Raw genomic sequence first — 16,107 nt, forward strand, 5'->3', positions numbered from 1 at the left:
CCATAGGGGAAACAGCCGCCGATGCAAAGACACCCTGCGGCGGACCTCCTTCGGCCGGCCCATTTCGTCCGGTCGCTTCGATGTCGCACAGTCGTCCCCTCGCGCGGTTCCACGTATGGAAGATAAGCTTGCGCTCGGCTGTTCATGACGGGTGAAGGGACGATGGCGGGGGGACGGGGCTTGCGGCGCGGGTTGGTCTGGATTGCGGTGTGCGGTGGCGCGCTCGCCCTGCTGGCGGTCTATCGGATCGAGCTGGCGGACGCCGGCGCGACCTGGGCCCTGCACCGCGCCGGCTTTTCCGACGCAACCGTGAACGTTGCCGAACTTGGGCCGGAGCGCAGCCGGGCAACGGTCCGGCTTGACAAGGCGGGAACTGTGGGCGGGTTGGTGACGCTGGAGCATCCGCTGGCGTCGCTGCTGGAGGGCCGATTGGCCGCCGTCACGCTCAACGACGGCCGCTTGACGCTGGACGCCGGGAAGGACGGCCGCCTGCGCCTTGCCGGCATGACGTTGGGCGGCGGCGGAGCGGCGGATGATAAGGGCGGCCAAGGCGGCAGCGTAGCGCTGCCGGTGGGCACCCTGCGGGTCGAGGACGCGGCCGTGACGCTGGTCACGCCGAACGGGCGGGCGAACGGGACGCTGCGGCTCACCGCAATCCGCGAGGGCGACAGCCTACAAGGGCAGGCGACGCTCTCCGCCTCGGCCAAGGGATTGCCGCCAGTCGCCGCTTGGTTGGGCACGGTGGCGGTCAGCGAGCCGGCCGGCAGCCTGACCGCGAAGCTGCGCTTCCGCCTGGATGCCAAAGGGCTGACGGCGCAGGGCGACCTCCGGCTGGCGGACCTGGGCGGCCGGTTCGGGCCGGTCGCGGTGTCCGGGGTCAACGGCGTGCTGACCTTGTCGAGCCTCATCCCGCCGATGCTTCCACCCGGCCAAACTCTGGCGGTGAAGCTTCTGGACGTTGGACTGCCGCTGACCGACGGGACTGTTCGATTCGGCTATGGCAAGACGGGCGCCCTCGCCGTGGAGCGCGCGGAGTGGCGCTGGGCCGGCGGGCGGCTGCGGGCGGAGCCCTTCACCGTCGCCCCCGGCGCCGGGGAGCGCACCGTCACGCTGCGCGCGGACGGCGTGCATTTGGGGCCGCTGCTGGACCTCGCCGCTGTGGAGGGACTGGACGCCACGGGCACGGTGAGCGGGCGCCTGCCGGTGCGAATCGCGAAGGATGCCGTCCATCTCGACAACGGCGTGCTGGAGGCCGATGCACCCGGCACCCTACGGTACGATCCGACCCACCCGCCGAGTTTCCTGGAGGGGGAGGAGGGCAGCCCGACGGGCCTGCTGCGGGACGCCCTGACCGATTTCCGCTTCGAAACCCTGCGCGCCACAGTGGACGGGCAGGCGGGTGGCGACCTGAACGTCGGCATCGCCATCCGCGGGGCCAACCCGGCATTCTACGATGGCTATCCGGTTGCGCTTAACCTTAAGGTGAGCGGCGCGCTCGACCGGATCCTGCGGCAGAGCCTCGACGCCTACCGCATCCCAGACGCGGTCCGCGACCGCATGACGGAGTTCGAACGAAAAAATCCATGAGACCCATCCGCCTTCTCCGCCGCTCCGCCATCCTGGGCCTCGCCATCGGCGGCCTGCTGGCCTGTGCCCCCACCGTGAAGATCGAGGCGCCGGACAAGCCCATCGAGATCAACCTCAACATCCGGATCGAGCAGGAGGTCCGCGTCAAGGTCGAACGCGACCTGGACAAGGCCATCGCCGACGATCCCGCCCTGTTCGGCGTGCCGTCGGCGGGGGCCTCGAAGTCAGGAAAGACTCAAGGAGGGAAGACTCCATGAACCGGATTCTCGCCGCCGCCGGGCTGGCGCTGACGCTGGCCTTCGTCGCACCCGCTCCCGGGCATGCCCAGGACGCCCTGGCCGACGCCAAGGCCGCAGGGCAGATCGGGGAGCGGCCGGACGGGCTGGTCGGCGCCGTCACCGGCGCGCCGGCCTCCGCCGCGCAACTGGCCGATCAGGTGAACGCCCAGCGCATGGCACGCTACCAGGACATCGCCAAGAGCAACGGCACCTCGGTGGACAAGGTCCAGGCTCTCGCCGGCCAGCAGCTGATCGAGCGCACGCCGGCCGGCCTGTACGTGCTGTCCGCCGGACGCTGGGTCCGGAAGTAGGCGGACCCAGCGTGCCGACCGACCTCCCATCCCGGGATGGCGCCCGGATCGAAGAGGCGCGGCGGATGCTCGCTGCGTCGCCGGGCGACGGCGGGCGGCTGGAGGCTCTGTTCGCCGCGCTCGACGCGCTTGGCGAACCGGGCACGCCTGATGAGGCGGTGGCACGGTCCAACCATGGCGAGGCGCTGCGCCGGCAGGGCCGGGTGGCGGAGGCCCTGGCGCACCATCACCGCGCTCTGGCGTGGCTGCCCGGTTTCGGTGGCGTGCACTTCAACCTCGGCCTGACCTTGCAGGCGCTGGGCCGCCTGAGCGAGGCGGTGGATGCCTACGGCGAGGCGGCGCGCCTGATGCCCGATCTTGCCGCGGCACTCTGCAACCAAGGCGTCCTTCTGCGCGCGCTCGGCCAGCTGGAGGCAGCGGACGTGGCGTTGCGCGATGCTCTGGCGCGCGACAGGGCGCTGATGCCCGCGTGGCTGAACCTGGGGGCGGTCCTTCAGGCGGCGGGACGGTCGGACCGCGTCGCCGCCTGCTTCCGCAACGCCCTGGCCCTCCGCCCGGATTTGGCGGAAGCCCACGCGAACCTAGGGATTGCGCTCAAGGAAGCGGGCCGGATCGCCGAGAGCGTCCCCGCCCTGGAACGGGCACTCGCGCTTGGTCTGCCCGACGCAGGCGGCGTCCTGGCGCAACTGGTGCAGCAGCAGCGCCACCTGTGCCGCTGGGGTGGGCTGGCCGAACGGTCCGCCCGGCTGGTTGCCGCAGTCCGGGACGGCGCGACGCAGCAGGCGCATCCCTGGATTTTCCTCGGCGAAGGCGCCGGTCCGGCGCTGGAGCGCCGTTGCGCCGAGCGGTACAGCGCTTGGCGCACGCGGACCGCTCCGGCGACCCGCTTCCAGCACGGGCGCGGCGCGCGCGACCGGCTGCGCGTCGGATATCTGTCGGCGGATTTCCAGGAGCACGCCACCGCCGCGCTGATCGCCGAACTGATCGAGCGGCACGACCGCCGCCGCGTGGAAGTAATCGGCTATTCCTACGGCCCCGACGACGGCGGGCCGATGCGGCGGCGTTTGGCCGGCGCCTTCGACCGCTTCGTCGATTTGTCGACCGTTCCCCACGCGGAGGCGGCCGCGCGCATTCACGACGACGGGGTGGACATCCTGGTGGACCTGAAAGGGCACACCCAGGGCGCCCGCATCGAGATTCCGGCGCAACGCCCCGCCCCCGTGCAGGTGCAATGGCTGGGCTATCCGGGCACGACCGGCGCGCCCTGCTTCGACTACGTGATCGGCGATCCCATCGTGACGCCGTTCGACCGGCAGGCGGGCTATTCGGAGCGGATCGTCCAACTGCCGGCCTGCTACCAGCCCAACGACCGCCGCCGGGTCATCGGGGCCACCCCGACGCCCGCCGCCTGCGGGCTGCCGGAGCGCGGCTTCGTCTTCTGCTGCTTCAACGCTCCTTACAAGATTACGCCGGCGCTGTTCGACCTCTGGTGTCGCCTGTTGATGGCCGTTCCGGGGAGCGTCCTGTGGTTGCTGGAGGGCGCGCCGGAAGTTTCCGACAACCTCCGCCGGGAAGCGGCGTGCCGTGGCCCCGCGCCGGAGCGGCTGGTCTTCGCGCCGCGCCTGCCACCGGCCGATCATCTGGCGCGCTATCGGCTCGCCGATCTGTTCCTGGACACCACGCCCGTGGGCGCCCACACCACGGCCAGCGACGCGCTGTGGGCCGGCCTGCCAGTCCTCACCGTACCGGGGGACGGCTTCGCCGCGCGGGTGGGTGCCAGCCTGCTGCGCGCCGTAGGGCTGCCGGACCTTGCCGTGCCCGACCTGGACGCCTACGAGGCGGTGGCGATTCGCCTGGCGTCGCAACCGGGAGAATTGGCGGACCTGAAGGCGCGGCTGACGGCAGGCCGCGACCGGGCGCCTCTGTTCGACACGGACCGCATGGCCCGGTCTCTGGAGCGCGCCTTCGCGACGATGTGGGCGATCCACGTGGCCGGAGAGGCGCCACGCTCCTTCGCGGCGCCCGAGGACTGACGCCCCTTATGGGAAGGGGCAGCGGTCGGCCGTGACCTCGACGAAGGAGCGGGCGCCGGCGGTGAAGGTGAAACGGTATTCGGCGTTGTCGACCACGACGGCGTGGTGCAGCGGCAGAACGCCCGTGGCGACCGTCTGCTTGCCGCCGATGGCCGTCACCTTGATGGTCACGGGCTGCGCCGGGTCGAACCAGCTCTCCTGGGCGCCCTGGGGGTTGCGGGCCGCTTGGCCCTCGCCGCTGACGGTCACCGTGTTGTTGCCGAAGGCGACCGCGCGGTTGCCGGTTTTCAGGAGCGGAGTCGCCAGGGCGAAGCGCTTGTTCTCCGGCTGTTGGCAGTTGCGCACAGGCTGAGCCTGGGCAATGACGAAGGCGAGCCGGTTCGCGTCCATGCCGCCCTTCAGCCGCTCGCCGATCAGCCCGGCCAGCCGTGCAAGGTCGCCGGTGGGCACCTCGCGCTGCAGGCGGGCATCAAGCTCCGCGGACTTGGCTTCCGCCGTCTTCGCGGCGTGCTGCATCTGGCTGGCGAGCAGCTCCAGCTCCGCTTTCTGGCGCGACAGGGCGGCGTTCTCCTCCCGCAGGGTCACGTCGCGGCCCTTCAACTGCTCGATGCCCATCTGGTAGGCGAAGAGACCCACGCCCAGAAGCACGACGGCGAACATCGCGAACTTCCCGAAACGCGCCCAGAATCGGCGTCGGTAACGACGGTCGTAGTCGTAGCGTCCCAAGGACATGGTGCGTGCGATCCGCTCGGAAGGAGAGGGTGCTATGGCTAGCGGGATCGGGCCTTCGATGCAACCCCTTGACCTTCGGCCGATCCTCTGCTCTCGACGGGGGTGCCCGGCTCCTCCCACGCGACGGGGGAGCCGGAGCCCGTCACCGGCTGCTGTTGTTGGAGTTGGTGGCGCCGAGGAAGCTGGAGCTGAAGCCCGGAGTGCGGAATTCGCCGACGTTCTTGAACACGAAGCGGAAGAAGAGCGTGTTGCCGTCGGTCTGTCCGGACGCGGTCGTCGTGTAGTCGCGCTGCGCGATGGTCTCGAAGATCAGGCATTCGTCCTGATAGCGCAGGATCGCCGCGCTGGACCGGGCACCGGGCTGCGGCCGCATGGCCTGGAGGTGCGCGAGGCTGATCGACCAGTTGTCCGTGAACCTGGAGCTGAGTCCGAAGGATGCCTGCTCCACGATGTCCTTCTGGATCGCGTAGCGGCTCTGCGTCTGGTCCACATAGGTGTAGGCCGTGGACAGCGCCAGTTCGGGAACGCCGACGGACGCATTGACGGAATGCCGCCGCGGATCCAGCGTGTCGTGGTCGATGCGGAAGCCGTAGTTGATGTCCATCCAGCTCGCCGGCCGCAGGTCCACGCGGCCGACATAGTCCGACCGCTGCTCCTCCAGGCCCGACCCGCCCTGGAACTGGCTGGATTTCGAGAAGCGGATGCTCTGGCCCAGGAACACGCTCGCCGAACCGGTCTTGTAGCCGGTGATCGAGGAGCGCAGGCCGTAGGTGAAGCGCGACCCGCCGTCGATCCGGTCGATGCCGGTGAAGCGGTTCGGCATGAACAGGTTCACCTCGTCGAATTCGACGTCCAGGCTGTCCTCGTTCGGATAGGCCGTGTGGTCGCCCACGTTCGGCGCCACGGTCAGCTGGCCGATCGGCTCGATCAGCTGCTGCGAGCTTTCGCCGTACCGGACGAACGGATAGCGGACCGTCGCCTGGGCCTGCGGGAAGAACCGCAGGCGGCTGATGTTGGTGTTTCCAGGAGAGGTCGGTTCGACCGGGTTGAACTGGTCGGCGTTGTAGCCGGCAATCAGCACGGACCCCGACAGGGTGGTGACGAAGCCGGCGTTCGACACGAATTCGCGTTCCCAACCCGGAATCATCGCGATGCGGCGGGTGTTCGGCCCGTCCTTGCCGATCCGGCTCACGCCCAGGAGGCTGCTGTTCAGCGACCAGCGACCACCCAGAAGGCTGCCGGGCTCGCCGAAGGCGAGGTAGCGCGCGTCGGGCAGCACGTACGGCTCCGGCACGCTGTTGCCGTAGCGCAGGTCCTGGAAGCTGTAGGCGTTGGCGACCGCGTAGTTGCGGCCGTTGAAGCCCTCGATGAAGCCGCGGCTGGTCAGAACCTCGTCGCGGTTGTTGAAGAAGCGCCGGAGGTAATAATCGTCGCTGGCCCGCTTGACGTCGAAGCCCCAGCGCCAGGTGTCGTCGATCTCGAACCGGCCGCGCCCGAAGAAGTGGCCGCGCAGGCGCCGGTCGTTGGCGCCAGACACCGAGCCGTTGGGGATTTCGCCTTCGGTCAGCGAGCCGTCGAGCTGGAGCGATCCCTTCTCGAAGCGCTGACGGTACTGGCCGCCCACATAGGGGCCCTGCTGCGTGTAGCCGCCAAAGTCGATCGTCGCGTCCTTGTCCGGCGCGATGTCCCAGTAATAGTGGGACACGATGCCGAAGCCGAGTTCCGAGCTGTTGCGGAAGCTCGGCGTCAGGAAGCCCGACTTACGTTCGACCGTCGGATCGGGATGCGACAGGTAGGGCAGGTAGAAGAACGGGACGCCGAACATCTCCATGAAAGCGTCGCGGTACCGGACCTCGTGCTCCTCGTTGTCCTGGACGACGCGGGCCGCGCGGATCTGCCAGACGGGCGCCCGCGTCGGGTCCTCCTTGCAGAGTTCGCAAGGGCTGTAGACGGCGCGGTTGATGCGGATCAGCCGCCCCTCGCGCCGTTCGCCTTCGGTACCGGCCATGCGGCTGTTGTCGGTCATCAGGACGCGGATGTTCTCGACGAACAGGTTCTTCAGGTCGTCGGTCAGTTCCGCGTAGTTCGAGAACAGGATGTCGCCCGACGGCTCGACCAAGCGGACGTTGCCCGTCGCCGTCACCACCTTTGTCTTCTGGTTGTAGGTGATGGTGTCGGCCCGGACGCTGCGCGCGCCCTGGGACAGTTCCACGTTGCCCGACGCGGTGACGAGGCCGAGGTCCTGGTCGAAGGTCACCGTGTCCGCGTTCAGCAGGACCGGCGGGTCCTTCTGCGCCGGCTGCTGCGGCGCGTTTTGCGCCGGCGGCTGTTGCGCCTCGGCAAGGTCGGACACGGCCACGCCGCACGCGACCATCAGCGCGATGATGCCGGAGCGGGCGATCAGCGAGTGGCTCGTCGCTGGACCACGCTTCGTCGGGGTGGCGCCGGGGCGCCAGGCATGTCGGGACGGGAACTGGGACATGTCCGAACGTTTGGGGTAACGGTCCGGCCAAGTCAACGGTTTCGCTGCAACCCCCGCGAATTGTCCGCGGACTGTGACCGCGCGGCGGAAAAGCTCCGCCATGGCGGGCGGAGCTGTACCGGGATCACCCCAAAAAGCTGTGTCAGGCGAAGGCTTTGTAGGCGATCAGGGTGAAGGTGTCGCGCACACCGCCCAGGGTCTGGATGTTCTCGGTCACGAATCGACCGATGTCCATGTCCTGGGTCAGGTAGCACTTCATCAGCAGGTCATACTGGCCGGAGATGGAGTGCACCTCCGACACCTGCTCGATCTCCTGCACGGCCTGATCGGCCACCAGGTAGGCCTTGCCCAGCTCACACTTGACCATGACGAAGATGGTCTGCATCGCGCTCAGCCCTCCTGCGAGGATTGCTCGATGGTCTCGGCGGCGGGTTCCGCAGGCATCGGGCGACGGGCGGACCGCAGCATGAAGGCAGGCATATGGTCGCCGAAGCCGATCACGGGTGTATCGTCGTCATCCTCGTCGCGGCGGCGACGGCGGTCACGGTCACGATCACGATCACGCTCGCGGCGCGGATCTGGACGGCGGCTCTCCGCCGCAGCGACCGACTCGCGGGGCTGGCGCTCCTCGCGAGGCTGACGCTCTTCGCGGGGTTGGCGATCTTCACGGGGGGCGCGGTCCTCACGGGGCGCGCGCTCCTCGCGGGCCGCCTTCTCCTCGCGGTCACCGCGCTCCCGCGGGGCCTTGTCGCGCTCACGATCGCGATCGCGGTCCTTCCCGCGTCCACGGCCGCCACGGCCGCGGCGCGCCTCGTCCTCGCTGAGGAACTCGGCCGACTCGAGGCCATCGATGGCGATCAACGGAATCTCCCGCTTGATGAGGCGACTGATGGCCGCGACCTGCTTGCCGTCCAGCGGACTGGCGAGCGTGAAGGCGCGCCCGGTCTTGCCGGCCCGCCCCGTGCGACCAATGCGGTGGACGTAGTCCTCCGCGCTGACCGGGACGTCGAAGTTGAAGACGTGGCTCAGCCCCTGCACGTCCAGGCCGCGCGCGGCCACGTCGGAGCAGACGAGCAGCGTGATCTCGCCCTTCTTGAAGGCCTCCAGCGTCTCCGTGCGCTTGGACTGCACCATGTCGCCGTGCAGCGCGCCGGCGTTGAAGCCGTGGCTCTCCAGCGACTTCTGCAGGATCGCGACGTCGCGCTTGCGGTTGCAGAAGATGAAGGCGTTCTTGACGTCCTCGGTGCGCAGCAGGTGGCGCAGCGCCTTGCGCTTGTCCTCCTCGTGCACCAGGGCCATGGCCTGCGTCACCGTCTCCGACGGGGAGGCGGGCGGGGCGACGGTCACTTCCTTCGGGTTCATCAGGAAGGCGTCGGCCAGGCGGCGGATTTCCGGCGGCATGGTGGCGGAGAAGAACAGCGTCTGGCGCATGCGCGGCAGCTTGCTGACGATCCGCTCGATGTCCGGGATGAAGCCCATGTCGAGCATCCGGTCCGCCTCGTCGATGACGAAGACCTTGATGTCGTTGAGCATGATGTTGCCGCGCTCGAACAGGTCGATCAGGCGGCCGGGGGTGGCGATCAGCACGTCCACGCCACGGTCCAGCCGCTTCACCTGCTCGGTGAAGGTCTCGCCGCCAATCAGCAGGGCCATGCTGAGCTTGTGATGCTTGCCGTAGGTCTCGAAGCTCTCCGCCACCTGGGCGGCCAGCTCGCGGGTCGGCTCCAGGATGAGCGATCGGGGCATGCGGGCCCGTGCCCGGCCGGAGGCCAGGATGTCGATCATCGGCAGGGTGAAGCTGGCCGTCTTGCCCGTGCCCGTTTGCGCGCAGCCGAGCACGTCACGGCCTTGCAGGACCCAGGGAATCGCCTGTTCCTGAATCGGCGTCGGCTGGGTGTAACCCTTATCCTCGATTGCGCGGAGGACGTCGGGTCCAAGCCCAAGTTCCGAAAATAGCATCCAACCTGTTTCTGTCTGGAGTACGAAAATCGAGCCTTCCCGGCCCGACGATTAGATGGGGCCGCAGAATATGAAGTCAAAGGGCGCTGTCAATAGACCTTGTGCTGAAAACGCGCATTGCGCGTGCCGAAGTGGGGTGGCTTGGCGGACAAGACGCGCTCCGGTAGGCTTCGCAACCACCTTTCGGGCGATTCGGACGTCCGTCCGGGGCCGCTCGGACGGCTTCGCGGCTCCGGAGTCGCGGCGCGAAAGAGGGGGCTTCGGTCCACGTGAAAAACGAAGAGAATGGCAACGCCATGCTTTTGAATTCCGAACAGTCCCTTCTGCTGGTCGTCGACGTCCAGGAACGGCTGATGCCCGCCATGGGCGCGGCGACGCACCGGCGTTCAAGGCGGTTCTGGATCTCATCAAGTGACGGTGTCGGAGAAACGCATGACCGAGAGACTTCCCCTGATCCTGCTGCCCGGCATGCCGCTGGACGCGGCGCTGTGGGACCACCAGACGCGGCATCTGGGTGAGGTCGCGGACGTCGCCGTTGGCGACCTGACCGGCCATGACAGCATGGCCGCCCTGGCTCGCGCCGTGCTGGACCGCGCGCCGCCGCGCTTCGCGCTCGCCGGACTGTCCATGGGCGGCTACGTTTCCTTCGAGATTCTGCGCCAAGCGCCGGAGCGGGTGGCGAAGCTCGCCCTGATCGACACCAGCGCCCGCCCGGACACGCCGGAGCAGACGGCGACCCGCAAGGACGGCATCGCGCTCGTCCGCCAGGGACGCCTGCGTCAAGTCATCGCGGCCGGCCTGCCGCGGCTGGTCCACCCGGACCGCCTGAAGGACGCGCTCCTGGTCGACTCGATCCAGGCCCAGGCGCAGAGGGTCGGGCCGGACAATTATGCGCTCCAGCAGACCGCCATCATGAACCGGCCGGACAGCCGGCCCGAGCTGCCGGCCATACGCTGCCCGACGCTGGTGCTGTGCGGCCGCCAGGACGCCATCACGCCGCCGGACGTCCATGCGGAGATCGCCGCCGGCGTGCCCGGCGCGCGACTCGCGATCGTGGAGGATTGCGGCCATCTCTCCGCGATGGAACGCCCCCAGGCGGTCACCGCACTGCTGCGGGATTGGATTCTGTACGGCTAACGGTGCCTAGCAGTCCGGGCCGGAGCATCCCGCGTCGCTCTGGGCCGACGGGAAAAGAGTGAAGGTCATGTCGCTGATCAGTTGTCGGAAATCGGGATCGGCCGGTCCCCGCGGGCTGTCGAGCCACCCCGTCGCGGAGGACAGCGGGCCGCCGCCGCGGCAGAAGGCCCCCTGGACCACGATGGGCCCGCCCGGCGGGCTCGTCCGGATCGGCTGGCCGGCGCACAGGTAGGAGTTCAGCATCGTCTGCGCCGGATTGAAGGCGAAAACCACGCGATAATCGGGCCGCGCCGTATCATTCGGCGTCGTCGTGAAGTGGGTGTCCACGCCGCTGACGCGGTTCTGCATGTTGTCGGTGACCAACTGGCCGAAGCTCTGCGCATCCATGCCGAAGGGATTGCCCTGGATCACCACGCGCATGTCGCGGTTGGAGGCGGCGTAGGCGACCTCCGCCCGCGTGTAGGCGGCCATCGGCTGGTCCGCCACCACGCGTTCGTTGGAGCAGGCCGCCGCCCCCGCGCAGAGGGCCAGGGCGGCGAGGCGAAGAAGGGCGGTCATGAGGGCGTGCCGCGTGTTGTTGTCACCTGACCGGGAGAATGGAGCGCGAACGCCCGCACGGCAAGGTCGCGCCCCCGAATGGGCAGCCGCATCCCACGCCACGATGATCCCCGCCATCGGTGCTTCGGGAAATTTCGGCCCTGCGATGACGTTGGGGGGCTGCGCTTGATCAACATCAAGGCAAAATCGTGGAGGTTTTGCTCAAAATAGGCTCAACAACTTTGGGAGTGCGCGCGATCTGGCGCAGCGCCGCCGAAGAAATCGCGGAGCCTACGGTCATGACCGCCACAACGCCCTCTCTTCTGTCGCCGTTCGCCAACCTTCCGATCCGCTTGAAGGTGCTGTCGGGATTTGTTTGTGTACTGCTGATACTCCTGGCGGTGAGCGGGATCGGGTACTCCGCCTTCCTGGAAGTCAAAACGGCGTTCAAGGGCTTCGGCCAGCGTGTCGATGTCGTCGCCATCGCCCGCGACATCGACCGCAACGCGCTCGAACTGCGCCGTCACGTCCGCGAGTATGCCGTGACGGGGAATGAGGAGTCCGTCTCCGCCGCCCAGACGGCGGTGACGACCCTGCGCCGGAACATCGAAACCGGCGTGGCCACCGTCCGGAACCCGGAGCGGCAGGAGCGCCTGAAGGCCGTTCAGGCGTCTTTCGAACGGTATGTGGCCGACTTCGCCAAGGTCTCCGCGTGGAAGCGCGAACAGGCGACGCTGATCAAGGAAACGCTGGATCCATCCGGCCAGACGATGCGCGTCGATTTTGAGAAGCTGATCGCCGTTGCGGTCAAGGCCGGCGACAAGGACGTCGTGGACATGGCCACCGCCGGGCTGCAGAGCCTGATGCAGGCGCGGCTTTACACGAACAAGATGCTGGGCCGCCACGACGAGGAGTCGGCGCAGGAGGCGGAGCACCATTTCAAGGATTTGCGCAGCAAGATCCGGGCGTTGGACACCGCCACCGGCGAGATGTCCGGGCGCAAGGAATTCGACGCGATCGCCGGGCTGGCGGAGCGCTACCACACGGGCTTCCTGCGCGCCCGGGACCTCAGCCAGCAGTTGGACACGCTGGTGAACCGGGACATGCGGCGGGACGGCGATTCCATCGGCGACAACGTGGCGCACATCCGGGACACCGGCATCGCCGAGGAGCACGCGATCAAGGCCGAGGCGGACGAAACCCTGATCACCAGCGAGCGGCTGATCATCGGTTTGGCGGTGGGTGGATTCCTCGCGGGGTTGATGCTGGCCTGGGTGATTGGCCGCGCGATCGCGTCGCCCATCGTCGGCATGACCGCGGTCATGAAGCGGATCGCCGGGGGCGACCTGACCGCCCCGGTTCCGCACATCGGGCGGCGCGACGAGGTCGGCGCCATGGCCGACACGTTGGAGGTGTTCAAGCGCGGCATGCTCGACGCCGAACGCCTGCGCGCCGCGCAGGAGGACAGCAAGCGGCAGGCCGAGGAGCAGCGTCGCCGGGAGATGAACCGCCTCGCCGACGACTTCGAGAGCCAGGTGGAGGGCGTGGTCCAGCATGTGGCCTCCGCGTCCACCGAGATGAGCGCGACGGCGTCGACCATGTCGGCGGCCGCCGACCAGGCCCGGCGCCAAGCCACGGCGGTCGCCGCGGCGGCGGAGCAGGCCTCCGTCAACGTGCAGACCGTCGCCGCGGCAGCCGGCCAGTTGCGCGAGTCCATCGGAGAGATCGGACGGCAGATCGCCCGTTCGACGGAGACCACACAAGGCGCGGTGGTGAAGGCGCAGCACACCAACGCGATGGTCGGCAGCCTCGCGGAGGCCGCCCAGCGCATTGGCGACGTCGTCGCGCTGATCAACGACATCGCCGGCCAGACCAACCTGCTGGCGCTCAACGCCACCATCGAGGCGGCAAGGGCGGGAGAGGCCGGCAAGGGCTTCGCCGTGGTGGCGTCGGAGGTGAAGAGCCTGGCCAACCAGACCGGCCGCGCCACGGAGGAGATCGCGCAGCAGATCGCCGCGGTCCAGGATGCGACCAAGCAGGCGGTGGGTGCGATCCGCGACATCACCGCGACCATCGCGTCGGTGAATGAGACGTCCAGCTCCATCGCCTCGGCGGTCGAGGAGCAGCAGGCCGCCACCAGCGAGATTTCGCGCAATGTGGAACAGGCGGCGCGCGGAACGCAGGAAGTCGCCACCAACATCGCCGGCGTGTCGCAAGCCGCCCAGGAAGCCGCCCACGCGGCCGAGCAGGTGCTGAACGAGGCGTCGGAGCTGTCGCGTCAGTCGGAACTGCTGGACAAGGGTGTGGTCGGCTTCATCGCCAAGGTCCGGGCGGGCTGAAACGCTGCCGCGAAGACGATCCGTAGGTTGGGTGGAGCGCCGGCGAAACCCAACTTACGTCGCCTGACCGGCATTGTTGGCTTCCGCAGGCTCTCCACCCAACCTACGCAGTCAACAGGCTTTTAAACGTCGATGTCGTCCACGCGGACGAACTTCGCGTTGTCCTGGATGAACTGGAAGCGCAGCTCCGGCTTGCGGCCCATCAGGCTTTCCACCAGCGTCTTGGTGCCCTTAAAGTCGTCCTCCTGCTCCGGGTCGGCGGCGTTGGGCACGACGACGCGCAGCAGCGAGCGCTTCCGGGGGTCCATGGTGGTGTCGCGCAGCTGGGCCGGCATCATCTCGCCCAGGCCCTTGAACCGGCTAATCTCCACCTTCTTGCCCTTGAACATCTTGCCCATCAGCTCGTCCTTGTGCGCGTCGTCGCGCGCGTAGACCGACTTGGCGCCGTGGCTGATGCGGTAGAGCGGGGGCAGGGCCAGGTACAGGTGGCCGTTCTGGATCAGGCCGGCCATCTCCCGGTAGAAGAAGGTCATCAGCAGCGAAGCGATGTGCGCGCCGTCCACGTCCGCGTCGGTCATGATGATGACGCGCTCGTAGCGCAGCTTGTCGCTGGAAAAGTCCTTGCCGATCCCACAGCCGAGCGCCTGGGTGAGGTCGTTCAGCTCCTGGTTCGCCTTCATCTTGTCGACCGAGGCCGACGCGACGTTCAAGATCTTGCCGCGCAGCGGCAGGATGGCCTGGGTCTCGCGGTTGCGCGCCTGCTTGGCCGAGCCGCCGGCCGAGTCACCCTCGACCAGGAAGATCTCCGTCCCCTCCGGCGTGTTGCGGGAGCAATCGGCCAGCTTGCCGGGCAAGCGCAGGCGGCGGGTGGCCGACTTGCGGCCCAGTTCCTTCGACTGCTTGCGGCGCGCCCGCTCCTCCGCCTTCTCGATCAGGCGTTCCAGAAGGGCATTGGAGGAGGACGGGTTGCCCGACAGCCAGTGGTCGAAATGGTCCTTGACCGCGGCTTCGACGAGCCGATGCGCCTCCGCCGTGACCAGCTTTTCCTTGGTTTGGCCCTGGAAATGCGGCTCCCGGATGAAGACCGACAGCAGGATGCAGGCGTCGCCCACCACGTCGTCCGCGGTCACCTGGGCGGCGCGCTTGTTGTTGGTCAGCTCGCCGTAGCCCTTCAGCGCGCGCGTCAGCGCGGCGCGCAGGCCGGCCTCGTGCGTGCCGCCCTGGGGCGTGGGAACCGTGTTGCAGTAGGTGTGCGAGAAGCCCTCGTCGTCGTCCGGCCAAGCGATCGACCATTCGACGCGGCCCTGCTGGTTCGGGAAGTCCAGCGCGCCGGAGAAGGGGGTCGGCGTCAGGGTCTTGCGGTCCTTCAGCGCGGCGTTGAGGTAGTCGAGCAGGCCACCGGGGAAGTGCAGCGTCTCCTGTGCCGGGGTGGTCGACTCCGGCGTCAGCAGCGCCGGATCACAGCTCCAGCGGATCTCCACGCCCCGGTAGAGATAGGCCTTGGAGCGCGCCATCCGGTACAGGCGGAAGGGCTCGAAATGGGCGGCCTCGCCGAAGATTTCCGGGTCGGGGTGGAAGCGGATCGTCGTGCCGCGGCGGTTGATCGCGCCCTGCTTGGCGAGCGGCCCCTGCGGCAAGCCGCGGCTGTAGTTCTGGATGAACAGCTGGCGGTCGCGCGCCACCTCCACCGTCAGCCGGTCCGACAAGGCGTTCACCACCGATAGGCCGACGCCGTGCAAGCCGCCCGAGGTCTGGTAAACCTTGTTGGAGAACTTGCCGCCGGAGTGCAGCGTGGTGAGGATCACCTCCAGCGCCGACTTGCCGGGGTACTTGGGGTGGTCGTCGATCGGGATGCCGCGGCCGTTGTCGCGCACGATCACCGTGCCCTCGGCGGTCAGCTCCAGGTCGATGCGGCTGGCGTGGCCGGCCACGGCCTCGTCCATGGCGTTGTCCAGCACCTCCGCGACGAGGTGGTGCAATGCCCGGTCGTCGGTGCCGCCGATGTACATGCCCGGCCGTCGGCGGACAGGCTCAAGCCCTTCCAGAACCTCGATATCCTGGGCGGAATAGCTGTCGGCCTTGCGCGCCGTGTTCTCGAAAAGGTCGCTCATGACCCAACTTTATAGGAATTTCGTCAGGGCTGCGCAAGCGCATGCGGTGGCCTTTATATACCCCGCGCACAAGATTTTGTGATGTGCTTTTTCGCCGCCACCTTTCCCGCCATGGAGGACCGATGAGCGACCACGCCTCTCCCGCAGACACCCCTTCGCGCACCGGCGGCCCGAAAGCCACGACCATGGACGATGGGCCGGCGCTGCGCACCATCGCCATGCCCGCCGACACCAACCCCAACGGCGACATTTTCGGCGGCTGGCTGCTAGCGCAAATGGACCTTGCCGGCGGTGTGGTCGCCCTGCGCCGCGCCTGCGGCCGCGTCGCGACCGTGGGGATTGAGGCGATGACCTTCCACAAGCCGGTCTTCGTCGGTGACGAGGTCAGTTGCTACGCGTTTGTGGAGAAGGTCGGCCGCACCTCCATACGGGTACGGGTGGAAACCTGGGTGCGCCGGCAGCGCACCGCGCCGGAGCCAATCAAGGTCACCGAGGGCGTCTTCACCTACGTCGCCATCGGCGAAGACCGCAAGCCGCGTGAGGTTCCGGCGGAGTAAGGGCTGGGGCCGGCGAGGGCGGGCGGCAACGCCCACCCTCGCCG

General features: G+C 68.4%; 13 protein-coding genes. 7 read left to right on the plus strand and 6 right to left on the minus strand.

Features of this window, described 5'->3' with window-relative positions; genetic code table 11:
• The first annotated feature begins 162 nt into the window (after positions 1 to 162).
• The 4 genes from M2351_RS39385 to M2351_RS39400 are packed head-to-tail and all read left to right on the plus strand — an operon-like array spanning position 163 to position 4,209.
• Positions 163 to 1,587, plus strand: coding sequence for a YdbH domain-containing protein (locus tag M2351_RS39385; protein ID WP_264661413.1), 1,425 nt, complete (start codon positions 163 to 165; stop codon positions 1,585 to 1,587).
• Complete coding sequence (locus tag M2351_RS39390; protein ID WP_264661414.1) at positions 1,584 to 1,844, plus strand: YnbE family lipoprotein; 261 nt, start codon at positions 1,584 to 1,586, stop codon at positions 1,842 to 1,844. Before M2351_RS39385 ends, M2351_RS39390 begins: the two co-directional genes overlap by 4 nt.
• A complete protein-coding gene (locus tag M2351_RS39395) occupies positions 1,841 to 2,176 on the plus strand; it encodes a YdbL family protein (RefSeq protein ID WP_264661415.1) in 336 nt (111 codons plus the stop codon). Before M2351_RS39390 ends, M2351_RS39395 begins: the two co-directional genes overlap by 4 nt.
• An 11-nt stretch (positions 2,177 to 2,187) precedes the next feature.
• A complete protein-coding gene (locus M2351_RS39400) occupies positions 2,188 to 4,209 on the plus strand; it encodes an O-linked N-acetylglucosamine transferase, SPINDLY family protein (RefSeq protein ID WP_264661416.1) in 2,022 nt (673 codons plus the stop codon).
• 6 nt (positions 4,210 to 4,215) lie between these two features.
• Here M2351_RS39400 and M2351_RS39405 read toward each other — a convergent pair whose 3' ends face one another.
• The 4 genes from M2351_RS39405 to M2351_RS39420 form a co-directional block, all read right to left on the minus strand.
• Positions 4,216 to 4,941, minus strand: coding sequence for a hypothetical protein (locus M2351_RS39405; RefSeq protein WP_264661417.1), 726 nt, complete (start codon positions 4,939 to 4,941; stop codon positions 4,216 to 4,218).
• 142 nt (positions 4,942 to 5,083) lie between these two features.
• Positions 5,084 to 7,423 carry an LPS-assembly protein LptD gene (locus tag M2351_RS39410; RefSeq protein ID WP_264661418.1) on the minus strand — a complete coding sequence of 780 codons (2,340 nt, stop codon included), beginning with the start codon at positions 7,421 to 7,423 and terminating at the stop codon, positions 5,084 to 5,086.
• Positions 7,424 to 7,565: 142 nt separating this feature from the next.
• Positions 7,566 to 7,808 (minus strand): Lrp/AsnC ligand binding domain-containing protein, encoded by a 243-nt coding sequence (locus tag M2351_RS39415; RefSeq protein ID WP_264661419.1) that lies wholly within the window; start codon positions 7,806 to 7,808, stop codon positions 7,566 to 7,568.
• A 5-nt stretch (positions 7,809 to 7,813) separates the two neighbouring features.
• Positions 7,814 to 9,382 carry a DEAD/DEAH box helicase gene (locus tag M2351_RS39420; RefSeq protein ID WP_264661420.1) on the minus strand — a complete coding sequence of 523 codons (1,569 nt, stop codon included), beginning with the start codon at positions 9,380 to 9,382 and terminating at the stop codon, positions 7,814 to 7,816.
• A gap of 432 nt (positions 9,383 to 9,814) precedes the next feature.
• Here M2351_RS39420 and M2351_RS39425 point away from each other — a divergent pair, with 432 nt between their 5' ends.
• Positions 9,815 to 10,519 carry an alpha/beta hydrolase gene (locus tag M2351_RS39425; RefSeq protein WP_264661421.1) on the plus strand — a complete coding sequence of 235 codons (705 nt, stop codon included), beginning with the start codon at positions 9,815 to 9,817 and terminating at the stop codon, positions 10,517 to 10,519.
• A 6-nt stretch (positions 10,520 to 10,525) separates the two neighbouring features.
• Here M2351_RS39425 and M2351_RS39430 read toward each other — a convergent pair whose 3' ends face one another.
• Positions 10,526 to 11,077, minus strand: a complete 552-nt coding sequence (locus M2351_RS39430; RefSeq protein WP_264661422.1) for a hypothetical protein — start codon at positions 11,075 to 11,077, stop codon at positions 10,526 to 10,528.
• Between the two features lie 278 nt (positions 11,078 to 11,355).
• Here M2351_RS39430 and M2351_RS39435 point away from each other — a divergent pair, with 278 nt between their 5' ends.
• Positions 11,356 to 13,395, plus strand: coding sequence for a HAMP domain-containing methyl-accepting chemotaxis protein (locus tag M2351_RS39435; protein WP_264661423.1), 2,040 nt, complete (start codon positions 11,356 to 11,358; stop codon positions 13,393 to 13,395).
• A gap of 122 nt (positions 13,396 to 13,517) precedes the next feature.
• Here M2351_RS39435 and parE read toward each other — a convergent pair whose 3' ends face one another.
• Positions 13,518 to 15,506, minus strand: coding sequence for a DNA topoisomerase IV subunit B (gene parE, locus M2351_RS39440; RefSeq protein ID WP_264661424.1), 1,989 nt, complete (start codon positions 15,504 to 15,506; stop codon positions 13,518 to 13,520).
• A 185-nt stretch (positions 15,507 to 15,691) separates the two neighbouring features.
• Here parE and M2351_RS39445 point away from each other — a divergent pair, with 185 nt between their 5' ends.
• Positions 15,692 to 16,063, plus strand: a complete 372-nt coding sequence (locus M2351_RS39445; protein WP_264662428.1) for an acyl-CoA thioesterase — start codon at positions 15,692 to 15,694, stop codon at positions 16,061 to 16,063.
• The last annotated feature ends 44 nt before the right edge of the window (positions 16,064 to 16,107 follow it).

Source organism: Azospirillum canadense (assembly GCF_025961225.1).
GTDB lineage: Bacteria > Pseudomonadota > Alphaproteobacteria > Azospirillales > Azospirillaceae > Azospirillum > Azospirillum canadense.